Source organism: Citrobacter sp. Ce119 (assembly GCF_030334525.1).
Classification (GTDB): domain Bacteria; phylum Pseudomonadota; class Gammaproteobacteria; order Enterobacterales; family Enterobacteriaceae; genus Citrobacter; species Citrobacter europaeus.
Window position 1 is genome coordinate 100,060 of the sequence record NZ_JAOWDR010000031.1, and the last position, 18,338, is coordinate 118,397.

An 18,338-nucleotide genomic window follows, 5' to 3' on the forward strand; every position below is an offset into this window, starting at 1 on the left:
TGGCGTGGCCCTGACACGAAGTAAGCCGACGCAGATGTACGCTAATGCATATAATTTTAACGGCTATTTCCAGTTTGCTCAATCTATACGCAAAGAAGTTTAGATGTCCAGATGTATTGACGGCTATCACAACTATGATTACTCTGGTGTCTGACTTTTCACCGACTCAGCCAGGATCTCCTCAATATGACGCGTAAACAGGCCACCATCGCAGTGCGTAGCGGATTAAATGACGACGAACAGTACGGTTGCGTTGTCCCGCCGATTCACCTCTCCAGCACCTATAACTTTACCGGTTTTAATGAGCCTCGCGCCCATGACTATTCGCGCCGCGGCAACCCAACGCGTGATGTCGTTCAGCGTGCACTGGCGGAACTGGAAGGTGGTGCGGGGGCTGTACTGACCAATACCGGCATGTCGGCGATTCATCTGGTGACCACGGTATTCCTCAAGCCAGGCGATCTGCTGGTCGCACCGCACGACTGCTACGGTGGGAGCTATCGTCTGTTTGACAGCCTGGCAAAGCGTGGCTGTTATCGCGTCCTGTTTGTCGATCAAGGCGATGAGCAGGCGTTGCAAGCGGCACTGGCGGAAAAACCGAAGCTGGTGCTGGTAGAAAGCCCAAGCAACCCGCTGCTGCGCGTGGTGGATATTGCGAAAATCTGCCAGCTGGCGCGTGAAGCTGGCGCGGTCAGCGTTGTCGACAACACTTTTTTAAGCCCGGCCCTGCAAAATCCTCTGGCATTAGGCGCCGATCTGGTGTTGCATTCATGCACGAAATATTTAAATGGTCACTCCGACGTGGTGGCCGGTGTAGTGATAGCAAAAGATCCGGAAACGGTCACTGAACTGGCATGGTGGGCGAATAATATTGGTGTGACCGGCGGCGCGTTTGATAGTTATCTGCTGTTGCGCGGCCTGCGTACTCTGTCACCTCGCATGGAGGTGGCGCAACGTAATGCTCAGGCGATTGTGGATTATCTGCAAACTCAGCCGTTGGTGAAAAAATTGTATCACCCGTCATTGCCGGATAATCAGGGCCATGAGATTGCCGCGCGTCAGCAAAAAGGCTTTGGCGCGATGTTGAGTTTTGAGCTGGATGGCGATGAGCAAACGCTGCGCCGCTTCCTCAGTGGGTTGTCATTGTTTACGCTGGCGGAATCGTTAGGGGGCGTTGAAAGTCTGATCTCCCACGCTGCAACCATGACTCACGCGGGTATGGCGCCAGAAGCGCGTGCTGCTGCCGGAATTTCGGAAACGCTGCTGCGTATCTCCACCGGTATTGAAGATGGCGAAGATTTAATTGCCGACCTGGAAAATGGCTTCCGGGCTGCAAACAAGGGGTAAACATGAGTGTGATTGCGCAGGCAGGGGCGAAGGGTCGTCAACTGCACAAATTTGGTGGTAGTAGTCTGGCTGATGTGAAATGTTATCTGCGTGTCGCAGGCATTATGGCGGAATACTCGCAGCCTGATGACATGATGGTTGTTTCAGCCGCAGGCAGTACCACTAACCAGTTGATTAGTTGGCTGAAGTTAAGCCAGACCGATCGTCTTTCTGCGCATCAGGTTCAACAGGCGTTACGTCGCTATCAAAGTGAGCTTATCAGCGGTTTGTTACCTCCCGAGGTGGCGGATGGACTGATCGGCGCGTTTATTCACGATCTGGAACGCCTGGCCGGGTTACTCGACAGCGGTGTGAACGATGCTGTCTATGCCGAAGTCGTCGGGCATGGCGAGGTGTGGTCGGCGCGTTTGATGTCGGCCGTCCTTAACCAACAGGGGCTGGAGTCAGCCTGGCTGGATGCGCGCGATTTTTTACGTGCTGAGCGCGGCGCTCAGCCGCAGGTAGATGAAGGTCTTTCTTACCCACTGCTACAGCAACTGCTGGCGCAGCATCCGGGTAAACGTCTGGTCGTTACCGGCTTTATTAGCCGCAGCAACGGCGGCGAAACGGTGCTGCTGGGACGTAACGGCTCCGACTACTCGGCGACGCAGGTTGGCGCGCTGGCGGGCGTTTCCCGCGTAACTATCTGGAGTGATGTTGCCGGGGTATACAGCGCGGATCCGCGTAAAGTAAAAGATGCCTGTCTGCTGCCGCTGCTGCGTCTGGATGAAGCCAGCGAATTGGCGCGTCTGGCGGCGCCGGTTCTCCATGCCCGTACCCTACAGCCGGTTTCCGGCAGTGATATCGATCTCCAGTTGCGTTGTAGCTATACGCCGGAGCAAGGTTCAACGCGTATTGAACGCGTCCTGGCTTCTGGTACCGGGGCGCGTATTGTGACCAGCCATGACGACGTGTGCCTGATTGAGTTCCAGGTACCTGCCAGCCAGGACTTTAAACTGGCCTACAAAGAGATTGATCAGATTTTAAAACGCACTCAGGTGCGTCCGCTGGCGGTGGGTGTGCATCCTGACCGCCAACTGCTGCAATTTTGCTACACCTCAGAAGTCGCTGACGGCGCACTGAAAATTCTGGATGAAGCTGGCCTGCCGGGCGAGCTGCGTCTGCGCCAGGGGTTGGCGTTGGTGGCGATGGTCGGGGCGGGCGTCACCCGTAACCCGCTGCACTGCCATCGTTTCTGGCAACAGTTGAAAGGTCAGCCGGTCGAATTCACCTGGCAGTCGGAAGAGGGCATCAGCCTGGTCGCGGTACTGCGCACCGGCCCGACGGAGAGCCTGATTCAGGGTCTGCATCAGTCTATCTTCCGCGCGGAAAAACGCATTGGTCTGGTGCTGTTCGGCAAAGGCAACATTGGCTCGCGCTGGCTGGAGCTGTTTGCTCGTGAGCAGAGCACGCTCTCGGCGCGTACCGGATTAGAATTCGTACTGGCGGGTGTGGTTGATAGCCGTCGTAGCCTGCTGAATTATGAAGGGCTGGATGCCAGTCGCGCGTTAGCCTTCTTTGATGACGAGGCGGTAGAACAGGATGAAGAGTCTTTGTTCCTGTGGATGCGCGCCCACCCGTATGATGATTTAGTGGTGCTGGACGTTACAGCCAGCGAGCAGTTAGCGGATCAGTATCTGGATTTCGCCAGCCATGGCTTCCACGTCATCAGCGCCAATAAACTGGCAGGGGCGAGCAACAGTAATAATTACCGTCAGATCCATGACGCCTTTGAAAAGACCGGTCGCCACTGGCTGTATAACGCTACCGTAGGCGCGGGCTTGCCGATCAATCATACCGTACGCGATCTGATTGATAGCGGGGATACCATTCTGTCGATCAGCGGGATCTTCTCCGGCACGTTGTCGTGGTTGTTCCTGCAATTTGATGGCACGGTCCCATTCACCGATCTGGTGGATCAGGCGTGGCAACAGGGTCTGACTGAACCTGACCCGCGCGTGGATCTTTCAGGTAAAGATGTGATGCGTAAACTGGTGATTCTGGCGCGTGAAGCGGGTTACGACATCGAACCGGATCAGGTACGCGTAGAGTCGCTGGTGCCTGCACACTGTGAAGAAGGCTCTATTGACCATTTCTTTGAAAATGGCGACGAGCTGAACGAGCAAATGGTGCAACGCCTGGAAGCGGCGCGTGAAATGGGGCTGGTGCTGCGCTATGTGGCGCGTTTTGATGCTAACGGTAAAGCACGCGTTGGCGTAGAAGCGGTACGTCCTGAACACCCGCTGGCGGCGCTGCTGCCGTGCGATAACGTCTTCGCTATTGAAAGCCGCTGGTATCGCGATAACCCGCTGGTGATCCGTGGACCGGGCGCAGGTCGTGACGTTACCGCCGGAGCTATTCAGTCAGACATCAACCGTCTGGCGCAGCTGCTGTAGTTTTTGTTGCCGGGTGGCGCTGCGCTTATCCGGCCTACGGTTCGTGTGTAATGTAGGCCGGTAAGATGTGTAAGCTTCGCCATTTGGTATTGACTGGATGTTGTATTAATCCCCCCCTCTGTTAACAGACACACCATTTTACGCGTGTTGCCTTGTTGCCAAAAATATCGATAACCAGTTGCGCAATTGTTTATCGTTAAACAGTGGGGAAAAGCTCCCACATGCCCTTCAGCAATTGATAGTGAACAGTGATGTCATCCTGTTACCAACGATTTTTAATGGTCGTTGGTTTTGGCCCGCAACTATCACCGATGGATGTGAGTCTTCTCACATAAAAAAACCTTTCAGAACGTAACGTAGCGATTCTTTATATGACTGAAAGGGATTGATTATGAAGTTAAAAATGCTTGCTGTCGGTGTTCTGGTCTCTTTGCCGCTCTGGGCGAGTGCCAAAGATGTCACGATTATTTATACCAACGATCTTCATGCCCATGTCGAACCTTATAAAGTGCCCTGGATTGCCAATGGCACACGTGATATTGGCGGTTGGGCCAATATCACGACAATGGTAAAACAGGAGAAAGCGAAAAATAGCGCCACCTGGTTTTTGGATGCTGGCGACTATTTTACCGGGCCATATATCAGCAGCCTGACTAAGGGGAAGGCGATTATCGATATCATGAACACCATGAATTTTGACGCTGTCACCATGGGTAATCATGAATTCGATCACGGTTGGGACAATACGCTGCTGCAGCTGAGCCAGGCGAAGTTTCCGATCGTGCAGGGCAACATCTTTTACCAGAACAGCAGCAAAATGTTCTGGGATAAGCCTTACACCATTATTGAAAAAGATGGCGTGAAGATTGGCGTGATCGGTCTGCACGGCGTGTTTGCTTTTGATGATACGGTTTCCGCTGCGACACGTGTCGGGATTGAGGCGCGGGATGAAGTGAAGTGGTTGCAACGCTATATCGATGAGCTGAAAGGCAAAGTCGATCTCACCGTGGCGCTGATCCATGAAGGCACGCCAGCGCGTCAGTCCAGTCTGGGGGGCACCGATGTACGCCGTGCGCTGGATAAAGACATCCAGACCGCAGGCCAGGTGCAGGGGCTGGACATCCTGATCACCGGTCATGCGCATGTGGGCACGCCGGAGCCGATTAAAGTAGGTAACACCCTGATTCTGTCTACTGATAGCGGCGGCATTGATGTGGGTAAACTGGTGCTGGATTACCAGCAAAAACCGCATCAATTTACCGTGAAGAACTTCGAGCTGAAGACCATTTTTGCTGATGAATGGCAGCCAGACCCGCAAACGAAACAGGTCATTGATGGCTGGAATAAAAAGCTCGATAAAGTGGTGCAGCAGACGGTTGCCAACTCGCCGGTTGAGCTGACGCGTGCTTACGGTGAATCTTCTTCGCTGGGAAATCTGGCGGCAGATGCGTTGCTGGCTGCGGCGGGTAAAGATACCCAGTTAGCGCTTACGAACTCGGGCGGCATTCGGAATGAAATCCCTGCAGGGGCCATCTCCATGGGCGCAGTCATTAGCACCTTCCCGTTCCCGAATGAGCTGGCAACCATGGATCTCACCGGGAAGCAGTTACGTAACCTGATGGAGCACGGCGCGGGTTTAAGCAACGGTGTATTGCAGGTGTCCAAAGGGCTGGAGATGAAGTATGACAGCAGTAAACCGGTTGGTCAGCGGGTTAGCGTATTGACGTTAAACGGCAAACCGATTGAGGATGCCACGGTTTATCACATTGCCACCAATAGCTTCCTGGCGGACGGTGGTGATGGTTTCACGACATTTACTGAAGGTAAAGCGCGTAACACATCCGGCGGTTACTATGTCTCTAATGCGGTCGTTGATTATTTCAAAGCGGGAAATACGCTGACGGATGAGCAACTCAAAGGCATGCGTGTGGAAGATGTGAAACCGTAGTGAGGTCAGGCCAGCAGATATTCCGCTGGCCTTTGTTTTAACCTCTGTAGGAGGCAAACACCTCTTTTGCAGCGAACAAACCGTTGAGTGCCGCAGGGAAGCCAGCATAGACGGCCATCTGCATTATCACTTCAACGATCTCATCCTGCGTTAAACCCACGTGTAATGCGGCGCCAATATGCACTTTCAACTGCGGTGCAGCGTTGCCCAGAGCCGTTAATGCCGCGACGGTAGCGATTTCTCTACTGCGTAAATCCAGCCCCGGCCTTGAATAGATGTCGCCAAAAGGAAATTCAATCAGGTACTGGGCGAAGTCTGGCGCAATATCCTGCAGACTTTCGACGACCGCATCGCCCCCTTTACCATCCACTTTTTGCAACATCTCCTGACCGGTAATAAAGCGTTCTGAAGGCATCATTTCTTCCTCTTTCGTGTGGTCTGTGGCGTGAGGATAGAGCGTGCGGAATGATTGGGATAATACCGTTTCCGTGATACCTTTTCGGTATGACAACATCGTCTTTGCACTCTCTGGACATTCGCCTGCTGCGTTACTTTTCCGTAGTAGCGGAAGAGAACAATATGAGCCGGGCGGCGCAGCGCTTGTTTATGTCGCAGCCGCCGCTGAGTCGCCACATTCGCCAGCTTGAAGAACGCCTGGGGGTGACGCTTTTTGTCCGTCATACCCGGGGGCTTACGCTGACGGAGGACGGGCAACGCGTACTTGAAATCGTACGCCCGCTATTGGCGCTACAGGATAAAACCTGGGCGACGCTGAGTCAGTTAGCGAAAACGGGGGAGCAATCTCTGCGCTTAGGACTAAGTACGGCGTTTGAGCAGGGCGTTTTTGCGGTGCTTGAGTCGCAGCTTAATATGCGCGTACAGAAGCTACATATTGTCCGGCATGGTTCGCCGGAACTGGCCCGCCAGGTGCGGCGGGGAAAACTGGATGCCGCGCTGGTGGCACTACCGCTTGAAACTTCGGGGCTTAGCGTCACGCCGCTTGGCTGGCAAGAATCGATGATCGCCGCTTTACCCGCGCTCTGGCCAGAGGCGGCGCTGTCGTCACTCACATTAACCGCGCTGAGCCACCGACCGCTGTTCTGGTTCAAACGCGAACGTAACCCTGCCTTCTTTGATTACGCCCGACATATTTTTCGTCGTGCGGGTTACTTGCCTGCCTGTATTGAAGAGCCACTTGAACATGACGTATTGCTGGCGCGGATCGCGCAGGGTGACGGTCTGAGCCTGATTCCAGCCTCCTTTTGCGCGATCCAGCGTCAGGGCGTGATCTTCCTTCCGCTTACCGATACAGAATTGCGTATTAGCATGGGGTTGCTGATGCTGCCTGAGAACGTAACAAAATTAGGATGGCTGCAGACGGTCGTGACGCAATCCCTCATCATTTCAGGCTGATGTGAATTTTTTTCACATTGGCTGAGTATTCCTCACCTTTAACGATGATTTTTGTGTTGACGCCAGCGTGCTTTTCCGTCATTTTTACATCTAGACGTCTAAACGTATAGCAGTTCACAACACAACATATAACGACAAAAGATTGATGAGGTAAGGTATGAGCTTTTTTCACGCCAACCAGCGGGAAGCCCTGAATCAGAGCCTGGCGGAAGTACAGGGTCAGATTAACGTTTCGTTTGAGTTTTTCCCGCCGCGCACCAGTGAAATGGAGCAAACCCTGTGGAACTCCATCGATCGCCTGAGCAGCCTGAAGCCGAAGTTTGTTTCAGTCACTTACGGTGCAAACTCTGGTGAACGCGATCGTACGCACAGCATTATTAAAGGTATTAAGGATCGCACGGGTCTTGAAGCGGCTCCGCACCTGACCTGTATTGATGCGACCCGCGATGAGCTGCGCACCATTGCTCAGGACTACTGGAATAACGGTATTCGTCATATTGTTGCCCTGCGCGGTGATCTGCCGCCGGGAAGCGGTAAACCAGATATGTATGCCTCTGACCTGGTGACTTTGCTGAAAGAGGTTGCGGACTTTGATATCTCCGTTGCGGCTTACCCGGAAGTGCACCCGGAAGCGAAGAGCGCTCAGGCCGATCTGCTGAACCTGAAGCGTAAGGTTGATGCCGGTGCGAACCGCGCGATCACCCAATTTTTCTTCGATGTAGAAAGCTATCTGCGTTTTCGCGATCGCTGCGTGTCTGCGGGGATCGATGTGGAAATTATTCCGGGTATCCTGCCGGTATCTAACTTTAAACAGGCGAAAAAATTTGCCGACATGACCAACGTCCGCATTCCGGCGTGGATGTCGACCATGTTTGATGGCCTTGATGACGATGCGGAAACCCGCAAGCTGGTGGGGGCAAACATCGCCATGGACATGGTGAAAATTCTCAGTCGCGAAGGGGTGAAAGATTTTCATTTCTATACCCTTAATCGCGCTGAAATGAGCTACGCAATTTGTCACACGCTGGGAGTAAGACCAGCATAATCAGTACGTCAGCCCTCTTCGGAGGGTTTTTTGTTGATCACTTTGATCTACATCTCTGTAACTTTAAATATAAAAGGAATTAGCTATCGAATCTGTGGGTTTTTTCGACTATATCTTATCTCTGGTGGTGTATATCGTAGTCAGAACACTGTAAAGGGAGCATATAGATGAGCATGTCCGACGATAGCCAGAACGCATCAACTGCCGGTAAGTGTCCTTTCCATCAGGGCGGGCCGGATCACAGCGCGGGTGCAGGAAGAAATAACCGCGACTGGTGGCCTAATCAACTCCGCGTTGATCTTTTAAACCAACATTCCAATCGTTCGAACCCGCTGGGTGAGGACTTCGACTACCGCAAAGAATTTAGCAAGCTTGATTACTCTGCCCTGAAAGGGGATCTCAGAGCCCTTCTGTCCGAATCTCAACCGTGGTGGCCTGCTGACTGGGGCTCTTATGCCGGTTTGTTTATCCGCATGGCATGGCATGGTGCTGGGACCTATCGCTCCATCGATGGACGCGGTGGCGCGGGTCGCGGACAGCAGCGTTTTGCACCACTGAACTCCTGGCCAGACAACGTCAGCCTGGATAAAGCGCGTCGTCTGCTGTGGCCAATCAAGCAGAAATATGGTCAGAAAATTTCCTGGGCCGACCTGTTTATCCTCGCGGGTAACGTGGCGCTGGAAAACTCAGGCTTTCGCACCTTCGGCTTTGGCGCCGGTCGTGAAGATGTCTGGGAACCGGACCTCGATGTAAACTGGGGTGATGAAAAAGCCTGGCTGACCCACCGTCATCCGGAAGAGCTGGCAAAAGCGCCGCTGGGCGCAACAGAAATGGGCCTTATCTATGTGAACCCGGAAGGGCCGGACCATAGCGGCGAACCGCTTTCTGCGGCAGCGGCTATTCGCGCGACCTTCGGTAACATGGGGATGAACGACGAAGAAACCGTGGCGCTGATTGGCGGCGGCCATACGTTGGGCAAAACCCACGGCGCAGCACCGGCATCGCACGTTGGGGCCGACCCAGAATCCGCGCCGATTGAAGCGCAGGGCCTGGGCTGGGCCAGCAGCTATGGTAGCGGCGCGGGCGCAGACGCAATTACTTCCGGTCTGGAGGTTGTGTGGACGCAGACGCCTACCCAATGGAGCAACTATTTCTTCGAGAACCTGTTCAAATACGAGTGGGTGCAAACTCGCAGCCCAGCAGGTGCGATTCAGTTTGAAGCGGTTGACGCGCCAGAAATTATTCCCGATCCGTTTGATCCGTCGAAAAAACGTAAGCCGACAATGTTGGTTACCGACCTGACGCTGCGTTTCGATCCTGAGTTTGAAAAGATCTCCCGACGTTTCCTGAACGATCCGCAGGCGTTTAACGAAGCGTTTGCCCGTGCGTGGTTTAAACTGACGCACCGTGATATGGGGCCAAAAGCGCGTTACATCGGACCGGAAGTGCCAAAAGAAGATCTGATTTGGCAAGACCCGCTGCCGCATGCGTTCTTCAACCCAAGTGAAGAAGATATCCTGAAATTGAAGGCGACCATCGCTGCTTCCGGGTTGTCCGTGGGCGAACTGGTATCGGTGGCGTGGGCTTCGGCATCGACTTTCCGCGGTGGGGATAAACGTGGCGGCGCTAACGGCGCACGTCTGGCGCTGGATCCACAGCGCGGCTGGGATGTGAATGCCACCGCGGCACGCGTTCTGCCTGTGCTGGAAGGTATTTATAAGTCTGCCCATACCGCTTCGTTAGCCGATATTATCGTGCTGGCCGGGGTTGTTGGTATAGAGCAAGCGGCTAGCGCTGCCGGTGTCAGCATCAAGGTACCTTTTGCGCCGGGCCGCGTGGATGCGCGTCAGGATCAAACGGATATTGAGATGTTCGAACTGCTCGAGCCGATTGCCGATGGTTTCCGTAACTACCGCGCTCGTCCTGACGTGTCGACCACCGAGTCGCTGCTGATCGATAAAGCGCAGCAACTGACGCTAACCGCACCGGAAATGACCGTGCTGGTGGGTGGTATGCGCGTACTGGGCACCAACTTCGATGGCAGCCAGCACGGTGTCTTTACCGATCGTCCAGGCATACTCAGCACTGACTTCTTCGTCAATTTGCTGGATATGCGTCATGAGTGGAAGGCGGTTGATGAGTCACAAGAGCTGTTTGAAGGTCGTGACCGTCTGAGCGGTGAAGTAAAATACACCGCAACCCGCGCCGATCTGGTGTTTGGTTCTAACTCTGTACTGCGCGCAGTGGCTGAAGTTTATGCCTGCAGCGATGCCCACGAGAAGTTCGTGAGAGATTTCGTTGCCGCATGGGTAAAAGTGATGAACCTGGATCGTTTCGACCTGCTGTAACAGACGATGCCGGATGTCGCTTGCGCGGGTCCGGTATGGCATGAATAAAAAAATCCCCGCCTTTGCGGGGATTTTCTATTTGCAGCTTATTCCCACTCTTGCAGGTAACGTTGACCGTACTGGTCAGCCACCAGCAGGGCAGCATACACCTGGTCCGGCGTTGCGCCGCCAGGCATGTTGTGGATGGTTTCGCCTTCGGCGCAGGCTGCTTCAGCCACAATGCGCATTTTCGCCGGGATATCCTGTTTGATGTCCAGTTGCGCCAGGGTAATTGGCAGTCCAACGGAATGACACAGTGCCGCAACGGTTTCAATTTCATCAACCGGCGCGTTTTCCAGCACGAGCTGCGTCAGCGTACCGAAAGCTACTTTCTCGCCGTGATAGTAGTGATGCGCATCCGGGATTGCCGTCAGACCGTTATGAATGGCGTGAGCCGCTGCCAGACCACCGCTTTCGAAACCGACACCGCTCAGATAGGTATTGGCTTCAATAACGCGATCCAGCGCAGGCGTAACCACGTGCTGCTCGGCTGCCAGCATCGCTTTTTCACCTTCTTCTATCAGTGTATTAAAGCACAGCTCAGCCAGTGCCAGCGCCGCCTGGGTGCACTGACCGCCCGCCATGGTAGTTGCGCCGCTGCGTGAACAGGCACGCGCTTCGAACCAGGTCGCCAGCGCATCGCCGATGCCTGCGGCTAACAAACGTGCCGGTGCGCCCGCGACAATTTTGGTATCAACAATCACCCTGTCCGGGTTGTTCGGCAGCAGCAAATAGCGATCGAACTCACCCGCATCGGTGTAAATGACGGACAGCGCGCTGCACGGCGCATCGGTGGAGGCAATAGTTGGTGCAATGGCGACAGGCACGCCCATAAAGTGCGCCAGCGCTTTGGCGGTATCCAGCGTTTTACCGCCGCCAATACCAAGTACGGCGCCACACTGCGCTTTCTCCGCCACGCCGCGCAGACGGTCGATTTCGTTTTGTGAACATTCGCCGCCAAACGGTGCAATTTCCAGCGCCAGTCCGGCATCCTGGAAGCTTTTTTCCAGCGCGCCCTGGGCAAAGCCTAAGACAAACTTGTCCCCAACGACCAGCCAGCGCTCTGCCAGTGGTTTGAGGTAGCTGCCAAGACGGGTAATAACATCAGCACCCTGGATGTACTTACCAGGTGATTGAATAATGCGATCCATACTTTATTTCCCTCACAGGTTGATGTGACCAAATGCGTTGTTCCATTCCTGCTCAAACTTCTCTATTGCTGACTCTACCGCAGGGGTATTGAGCATTTGTTGCGCTACGTCTAATGGCAGGGTGATTGCTTCGCATCCTGCCAGTAAGCAATCCAGCGCCTGACGCGGGGTTTTAAAGCTGGCGGCCAGTACCATGCTGTTTGGCGCATGCAGTTCCAGTAACGTTTGCAGCTCTTGTACCGTGCGAATTCCGTCGCCGCCCTGTGCGTCAATACGGTTAACGTAAGGTGCGATATATTTAGCCCCCGCCAACGCAGCCAGCAGCCCCTGAGAAGCACTGTATACGGCGGTTCCCAGCGTGGTGATACCCTCTTTTTTCAGCATTTTGATTGCGGCCAGACCTTCGGAGGTCACCGGGATTTTTACCACCAGCCCGGGGAACGCGTTGCTCAGACGTTTGGCTTCCTCCACCATGCCCTGCGCGTCGCGGCTCATGGTTTGAGCAAACAGAATGCCCTCTTCGCCAATGGCGTTTTGCAGGCGCGGCAGCACATCCCAGATGGATTCTTTGCTTGCCGCCACAATGCTTGGGTTGGTGGTGACCCCCGCAATAGGGAAGATGCGTGCCAGACGTTCGACTTCCGCGACGTTGGCGGTATCTAGGTACAGTTCCATACAAAAACACCCTCTTAATTTTCTGTTAGCAGCCCGTTGCCGGGATGCTTTGCTGTGCACAGGATAAGAGTGTTTGGTCACGCTTCGCTATCTGACAAATCTGCCAAAAGCTGGATAAATGTAATGTGTCTCTCAAAGTGAGAGTTACTTCACATATCAGTTTCAGGTGAGATTATTCTGGTAGGGAGGTTAATGGATTTCTTTTTTGATATTACAAAAATCCAGTGAATGTTATTTTTGTCTTCTTTATTACCGGCGGAAATCTTTATCCGTCAACTGGCTATGATATTGCCGACGATATTCTGACGGCGAGCGTTCGGTATTTTTACGAAACAGGCGGCAGAAGTAGTTGCTGTCAACAAACCCGCAGGTGTGCGCCACTTCTTTAATCTTCAGCTCATAACCTTTCAGTAACGTTTTCGCGTGTTCCAGACGTGTGTGGTTCAGGTATTCGTTAAACCCGATGGCGCCCGTTTTTTGAAACAGATGGGAGAGGTAATTGGGAGAAATGTAAAACGCCTGCGCGACGGACTCTCGGGTGAGCGGCGAAGCGTAGCGTTCATCAATATAGTCGCGAATGGCTTCGAACAGCGCCTGACTGCGTGACGCGGTCTGGATCTGGCTGCCGAGCAGATCGCGGCAGTGGCTGAGTAAACTCGCGACGATTAACCTGGCGGTTTGCTGCTCCTGTGGTTGCATCTGCATTTCATTGAGCGTTTGCAGCAGGAAAGAGCCAATGCGTGGCCCACGCCGCGCGACGTGCTGGCGGTTAACATTTTGATATTGCTTACCGTCCCACTGGACGATGCTGAAACCCAATTGCTGTTTACCGAACAGGATGCTGAGTGTGGTCACTGGTGTGCGCCACTGGGGAAAGTTCCAGCCGCCAGCTGGAACGAACAGCACATCGCAAGGCAGTAACGTCGCGGGTGCGCCTGCAACGCCGTTATCGGTGAACTCACCTTCCAGCACAATCTCCAGCCGGGGGAAATCGACCTGATACGCCAGTTCCGGCGTTGAGCTATTGGTGCTGGCAAAATACACCTGGCGCAGCGGCGTGGGGCCGTTAATCAGGCGTGAGAGAAGATGACTGACGTCGTGATACATGTTAATCCCTTGCAGGCAGCAGACAGGGAGAACAGTAACCGCCATCATAAAAAAAGGCCACTCTTAAAGAGTGGCCGGTGTGGGATTACTGATTACCGATTTGATCGCCGTAAGGCAGTGTATCGTAATCAATCAGGCCATTCTTTTTATACGGGTCGCCAATCCAGCGGGTCGTCTCTTTGAACTGCGGGTTAGTAATGGCGCGAGTTGGATCAAAACCATCGTAGGTGAATCCCGCTAAATCAGACCAGGTGTGGATAAGCTCAGAGCTGCTGTACTTACGATCCACATCCTGTGAGAAGTCGCGGGGGTGTGCGGCCTGCCATTTTTCAGAGGTCCACAGCAGGAACGGTACCGTATACATATGGCGCGTCGGGTTGTCTTCATTACGACCCTGCGTTTTATGCGGAGGCGTATCGTATACCTCTTCCCCGTGATCGGAGAAGTACAGCAGGAAGCCGTTCGGATCGGTCGCTTTATAGTCTTTGATCAGACTGGCGATGATATGGTCATTGTAGGCATTCGCGCTGTCGTAATCGTTGTAAGCTTCCAGCTCATCATTACTCAGGCCAGCGGGAACATTGTCGATATTGTTATCGAATTTACCCTGGCCATCCGGATAGCGGAATTTGTACTTAATATGCGTTCCCAGCAGGTGCACGATGATGAACTTTTTCGGTGCCGGGTCAGCCAGTACTTCTTTAAATGGCGCCAGCACGTTGCTGTCATATTCGCGCGCGCTTTGCGTACGCTGCTGGTTCATATAGAACTGCTTATCCGTCTGCTTCGAGAACACGGTCAACATGGTGTTGCGGGCAGTCATCGTCTGCTGGTTGGTTATCCAGAAGGTTTTATAACCGGCCTGTTTCATCATGTTCATCAGGGACGGCTGAGTCAGATACAGGTCCGGGTTCTTCTCGTTGGCGAAAGTCAGCGCCTGCTGCAGGATTTCAATGGTGTACGGACGTGAGGTCACGACATTATTGAACACGGTGAAGTTAGGATCGGATTTATGCAACGCATCCAGTTCTGGCGTCGTTTCGCGCGGGTAGCCATACAGGCTCATGCGGCCACGCTGCGTTGACTCCCCAATCACCAGCACCAGCGTACGTGGAGCATCGCCGGAGTTATCTTTGAAGTTGGCCAGCGGCGGCAGGGCATTGTTCTCATTCAGCAGGCTATTCAACGAGGTCAACTGCTGACGATATTGATAATAACCAGAGATGATCTGCCACGGGGCCGCAGGCTCCATACGTGAGGCGAGACCATCTAACGTTTTTTCAAACGGTTTATGTTTGATGAACGTATTAACCGCCATTGGGTGCAGAATCAAACCGTATAACAGCGCGAAAGACACCAGATAACGCCAGGGCGATGGAATATGCACAGGGCGCAAACGCGTCCACAGCAGAATAGCCACAGCCGTATAGGCCAGAGCGATAAGGACAATTTTCAGGCTGAAATATTGGCTCAGATATTCGCTGGCTTCGTTCGCATTGGTTTCAAACATTACGTACAGAACGCTTTGCGAAAACTCTTGTCCGTAAATGACGTAATAGCTCAGAGCCGCCAGCGAGGCCGCCCATAGCATGACGCCAATAATGGCAGCGATCGCGCGGATACGGTTTGGAAATAAGAATACCGGGATCAACCACAGCGAACTGAATAGTAACGAGTCGCGTAACCCATTAGTTCCGCTATAACCGGTTAAACAAATAATGACCTGGAGTAAACTGGAAAAAAACCAAAAATAGAGGAGCGCCCAACCCAGGGCTTTCCAGCTAAATTTAGGTTTAGACTGGAGTTGTAAGGATTGCATAATGTGAGCCTGTCTTTAATCGTAGCGCCAAGAATAGCGACTAAACATTAAGAGGAACTGAAGCATCACGATCTCAGGATCGTGTTTTGCTGTTGATACATTCGTATAGTGAATATATTCAGGCGGGAATATATTGAAAAAGAAGCGGTTATGACAGCAGTTTTTGCCGTCGCCTTCATACAATAGCACGAAGGCGACGGGAGGGGACGTTAGCCTGTATTACGCATGCCGGCTGCGACACCAGCGATAGTCACCATCAACGCTTGTTCAACGCGCGGGTCCGGTGCATTGCCTTGCTCTTCCGCCTGGCGTGAGCGGTGTAACAGCTCTGCCTGTAAGACGTTCAGCGGGTCAGTATAAATATTTCTTAACTGAATTGACTCGGCAATCCACGGCAGGTCGGCCATCAAATGTGAGTCATTGGCAATTGCCAGTACGACATCGATATCGGCTTCCAGGCGCTGACGCAGCTCTTTACCCAGTGGCCACAGCTCTTTTTTGACCAGGCGTTGATCGTAGTACTCTGCCAGCCACAGGTCTGCTTTGGCGAAAACCATTTCCAGCATGCCAAGACGCGTGGAGAAGAATGGCCAGTCGCGGCACATGGCTTCGAGTTCGCTTTGCTTGCCGTCTTCAACCACTTTTTGCAGCGCGGTACCTGCGCCCAGCCAGGCCGGGAGCATCAGGCGGTTCTGCGTCCAGGCGAAGATCCACGGAATAGCGCGCAGAGACTCTACCCCGCCGGTTGGACGGCGTTTTGCCGGACGTGAACCGAGCGGCAGTTTACCCAGTTCCTGCTCCGGCGTCGCGGAACGGAAGTAAGGAACGAAGTCTTTGTTTTCACGCACATATCCGCGATAGAGCTCGCAGGAAATATCGGAAAGCTCATCCATGATATGACGCCAGTTATCCTTCGGCTCTGGCGGTGGTAACAGGTTGGCCTCCAGAATTGCTCCGGTATACAGCGACAGGCTGCTGATGGTCACTTCCGGCAGGCCGTACTTAAAGCGGATCATCTCCCCTTGTTCTGTCACGCGCAGACCGCCTTTCAGGCTGCCTGGTGGTTGAGAGAGCAGCGCCGCATGCGCAGGCGCGCCGCCGCGACCAATGGAACCGCCACGACCATGGAACAGCGTCAGTTCGATACCGGCTTTTTCGCAGGTTTTGATCAGCGCGTCCTGTGCCTGATATTGCGCCCAGGAGGCCGCCATCACGCCCGCGTCCTTTGCGGAGTCAGAGTAGCCGATCATGACCATCTGCTTGCCCTGAATAAAGCCACGATACCAGTCAATATTCAGCAGTTGGGACATGACGTCATCGGCGTTATTGAGGTCATCCAGCGTTTCAAATAACGGGGCAACCGGCATAGCAAAACCGATACCGGCTTCTTTCAGCAGCAGGTGCACGGCCAGCACATCCGATGGCGTTTTCGCCATGGAGATAACATAGGCGGCAATGGAGCCATACGGGGCTTCGGCAATGACCTGACAGGTGTCGAGCACTTCGCGGGTGTCGTTGCTCGGTTCCCAGTTACGCGGGAGCAGCGGACGCTTGGAGTTCAGCTCGCGGATCAGGAAAGCCTGTTTATCCGCTTCCGACCAGTTTTCGTAGTCGCCAATGCCCAGATAACGGGTCAGTTCGCCAAGGGCTTCAGTGTGACGGGTGCTTTCCTGACGAATATCAATACGTACCAGCGGTACGCCGAAACATTTCACGCGGCGTAGGGTATCGAGCAATTCGCCATTGGCGATAATGCCCATGCCACAGGCCTGCAGAGACTGGTAGCACGCATACAGCGGGTCCCAGAGCTGTTCGTTTTGGGTGAGAAGTCCCGCCGGTTTCGGCAATTTCTCGCCTTTAAGACGGGCTTCCAGCCAGGCCTGGGTTGCCATCAGACGAGAACGCAGGGTTTTCATCAGATAGCGGTAAGGTTCTGCTGCGCCTTCTTCGCCCACCAGCGCCAGCAGTTCCGGCGTGGCATCCACCATCGACAGTTCAGAAATCAGAAACTGGATGTCTTTCAGAAACAGGTCGGTGGCTTTCCAGCGGCTGAGCAGCAGCACGTGACGGGTGATATCCGCCGTTACGTTCGGGTTGCCATCGCGGTCACCGCCCATCCAGGAGGTAAAGCGAACCGGGACAAAATCAACCGGCAGCTTATAGCCCAGATGCTCTTCCAGCTGTTCGTTCAGCTCGCGCAGATAGTTTGGTACGCCTTCCCACAGACTATTTTCAACCACCGCGAAGCCCCATTTGGCTTCATCAACCGGGCTTGGGCGTAGCTTACGGATTTCATCCGTATGCCAGGACTGGGCAATCAACTGGCGCAGACGGCGCATCAGCTGATGGCGCTCGTAATCGACGAGGTCTTTGTTATCAAGCTGTTTGAGGCAGGCGTTCACTTCACCCATTTTATGGATCAGCGTACGGCGGGTGATCTCGGTCGGATGGGCGGTAAGAACCAGCTCCAGGGAGAGAGATTCCACGGCTTTTTTGATGGTGGCTTCATCGAGGTTGGGCTGCTCTTTCAGTTTACGCAACGTGCGAGCAATCACTTCCGGGTTGCTGGCTGCTTCGCCTTTTGGCGAAATGCTATGGTGCTGCTCGGCGGTGTTGGCCAGGTTCAGAAACTGGCTAAACGCGCGGGCAACCGGCAGCAGCTCGTCGTTAGACAGGTTTTGCAGCGTAGTAAGCAGCTCCTGGCGATTGACTTCATTGCCAGCGCGGGATGATTTGGACAGCTTACGGATTGTTTCTACGCGGTCGAGAATGTTCTCTCCCAACGCATCCTTGATGGTTTCTCCCAGCACTTTGCCGAGCATACTGACATTACTACGCAACGCGGAATATTGTTCGTTCATTAACCCAGACACCCCATCTTTAATTTATGCGTCCTGTATCTTTCGCGCCTCAGCGGCGTTGGCTGTGCCACGAAATCTCTCGGACTTTGTTTGTTCGCCGTCTTTTATAAAGCCACGTAAAACTCGTGACGTCAATTGCTGCGAAATCGG

General features: G+C 53.8%; 12 protein-coding genes. 6 read left to right on the top strand and 6 right to left on the bottom strand.

Features of this window, described 5'->3' with window-relative positions; genetic code table 11:
* Positions 1-186 precede the first annotated feature (186 nt).
* The 3 genes from metB (at position 187) to OGV80_RS02715 (ending at position 5,730) form a co-directional block, all read left to right on the top strand.
* Entirely contained in the window at positions 187-1,347 is a 1,161-nt protein-coding gene (gene metB, locus OGV80_RS02705) for a cystathionine gamma-synthase (RefSeq protein ID WP_047407401.1), read from the top strand.
* A 2-nt stretch (positions 1,348-1,349) separates the two neighbouring features.
* On the top strand, positions 1,350-3,782 hold the full coding sequence (gene metL, locus OGV80_RS02710) for a bifunctional aspartate kinase/homoserine dehydrogenase II (RefSeq protein WP_075145392.1): 2,433 nt from the start codon (positions 1,350-1,352) through the stop codon (positions 3,780-3,782).
* Positions 3,783-4,173: 391 nt separating this feature from the next.
* Positions 4,174-5,730, top strand: a complete 1,557-nt coding sequence (locus tag OGV80_RS02715; RefSeq protein ID WP_043018932.1) for a bifunctional metallophosphatase/5'-nucleotidase — start codon at positions 4,174-4,176, stop codon at positions 5,728-5,730.
* 37 nt (positions 5,731-5,767) lie between these two features.
* Here OGV80_RS02715 and OGV80_RS02720 read toward each other — a convergent pair whose 3' ends face one another.
* Positions 5,768-6,145, bottom strand: coding sequence for a carboxymuconolactone decarboxylase family protein (locus OGV80_RS02720; protein WP_075145390.1), 378 nt, complete (start codon positions 6,143-6,145; stop codon positions 5,768-5,770).
* Between the two features lie 89 nt (positions 6,146-6,234).
* Here OGV80_RS02720 and OGV80_RS02725 point away from each other — a divergent pair, with 89 nt between their 5' ends.
* The 3 genes from OGV80_RS02725 to katG all read left to right on the top strand — a co-directional run bounded on the left by OGV80_RS02725 (position 6,235) and on the right by katG (position 10,536).
* Positions 6,235-7,143, top strand: coding sequence for a LysR family transcriptional regulator (locus OGV80_RS02725; RefSeq protein WP_286513540.1), 909 nt, complete (start codon positions 6,235-6,237; stop codon positions 7,141-7,143).
* Positions 7,144-7,300: 157 nt separating this feature from the next.
* The gene (gene metF, locus OGV80_RS02730) at positions 7,301-8,188 is read left to right on the top strand and encodes a methylenetetrahydrofolate reductase (protein ID WP_043018935.1); all 888 of its coding nucleotides are present in this window, start codon (positions 7,301-7,303) and stop codon (positions 8,186-8,188) included.
* Between the two features lie 167 nt (positions 8,189-8,355).
* Positions 8,356-10,536, top strand: a complete 2,181-nt coding sequence (gene katG / locus OGV80_RS02735) for a catalase/peroxidase HPI (protein WP_286513542.1) — start codon at positions 8,356-8,358, stop codon at positions 10,534-10,536.
* A gap of 86 nt (positions 10,537-10,622) precedes the next feature.
* On the opposite strand, the gene gldA is transcribed toward katG, so the two are convergent.
* From gldA to ppc, 5 genes are all read right to left on the bottom strand, one after another.
* Positions 10,623-11,726, bottom strand: coding sequence for a bifunctional L-1,2-propanediol dehydrogenase/glycerol dehydrogenase (gene gldA, locus OGV80_RS02740; protein ID WP_087052906.1), 1,104 nt, complete (start codon positions 11,724-11,726; stop codon positions 10,623-10,625).
* 12 nt (positions 11,727-11,738) lie between these two features.
* On the bottom strand, positions 11,739-12,401 hold the full coding sequence (fsa, locus tag OGV80_RS02745) for a fructose-6-phosphate aldolase (RefSeq protein WP_286513546.1): 663 nt from the start codon (positions 12,399-12,401) through the stop codon (positions 11,739-11,741).
* A 249-nt stretch (positions 12,402-12,650) separates the two neighbouring features.
* Positions 12,651-13,508 (bottom strand): helix-turn-helix transcriptional regulator, encoded by an 858-nt coding sequence (locus tag OGV80_RS02750; protein ID WP_213733667.1) that lies wholly within the window; start codon positions 13,506-13,508, stop codon positions 12,651-12,653.
* Positions 13,509-13,593: 85 nt separating this feature from the next.
* Positions 13,594-15,327, bottom strand: coding sequence for a phosphoethanolamine transferase CptA (locus OGV80_RS02755; RefSeq protein WP_043018944.1), 1,734 nt, complete (start codon positions 15,325-15,327; stop codon positions 13,594-13,596).
* 209 nt (positions 15,328-15,536) lie between these two features.
* Positions 15,537-18,188, bottom strand: coding sequence for a phosphoenolpyruvate carboxylase (ppc, locus tag OGV80_RS02760; protein WP_043018945.1), 2,652 nt, complete (start codon positions 18,186-18,188; stop codon positions 15,537-15,539).
* Positions 18,189-18,338: the final 150 nt, after the last annotated feature.

Excerpts from the sequence above, each read along its gene's own strand:
- metB (WP_047407401.1), top strand. The coding sequence starts at position 187 with ATGACGCGTAAACAGGCCACCATCGCAGTGCGTAGCGGATTAAATGAC.
- metL (WP_075145392.1), top strand. The coding sequence starts at position 1,350 with ATGAGTGTGATTGCGCAGGCAGGGGCGAAGGGTCGTCAACTGCACAAA.
- OGV80_RS02715 (WP_043018932.1), top strand. The coding sequence starts at position 4,174 with ATGAAGTTAAAAATGCTTGCTGTCGGTGTTCTGGTCTCTTTGCCGCTC.
- OGV80_RS02720 (WP_075145390.1), bottom strand. The coding sequence starts at position 6,145 with ATGCCTTCAGAACGCTTTATTACCGGTCAGGAGATGTTGCAAAAAGTG.
- OGV80_RS02725 (WP_286513540.1), top strand. The coding sequence starts at position 6,235 with ATGACAACATCGTCTTTGCACTCTCTGGACATTCGCCTGCTGCGTTAC.
- metF (WP_043018935.1), top strand. The coding sequence starts at position 7,301 with ATGAGCTTTTTTCACGCCAACCAGCGGGAAGCCCTGAATCAGAGCCTG.
- katG (WP_286513542.1), top strand. The coding sequence starts at position 8,356 with ATGAGCATGTCCGACGATAGCCAGAACGCATCAACTGCCGGTAAGTGT.
- gldA (WP_087052906.1), bottom strand. The coding sequence starts at position 11,726 with ATGGATCGCATTATTCAATCACCTGGTAAGTACATCCAGGGTGCTGAT.
- fsa (WP_286513546.1), bottom strand. The coding sequence starts at position 12,401 with ATGGAACTGTACCTAGATACCGCCAACGTCGCGGAAGTCGAACGTCTG.
- OGV80_RS02750 (WP_213733667.1), bottom strand. The coding sequence starts at position 13,508 with ATGTATCACGACGTCAGTCATCTTCTCTCACGCCTGATTAACGGCCCC.
- OGV80_RS02755 (WP_043018944.1), bottom strand. The coding sequence starts at position 15,327 with ATGCAATCCTTACAACTCCAGTCTAAACCTAAATTTAGCTGGAAAGCC.
- ppc (WP_043018945.1), bottom strand. The coding sequence starts at position 18,188 with ATGAACGAACAATATTCCGCGTTGCGTAGTAATGTCAGTATGCTCGGC.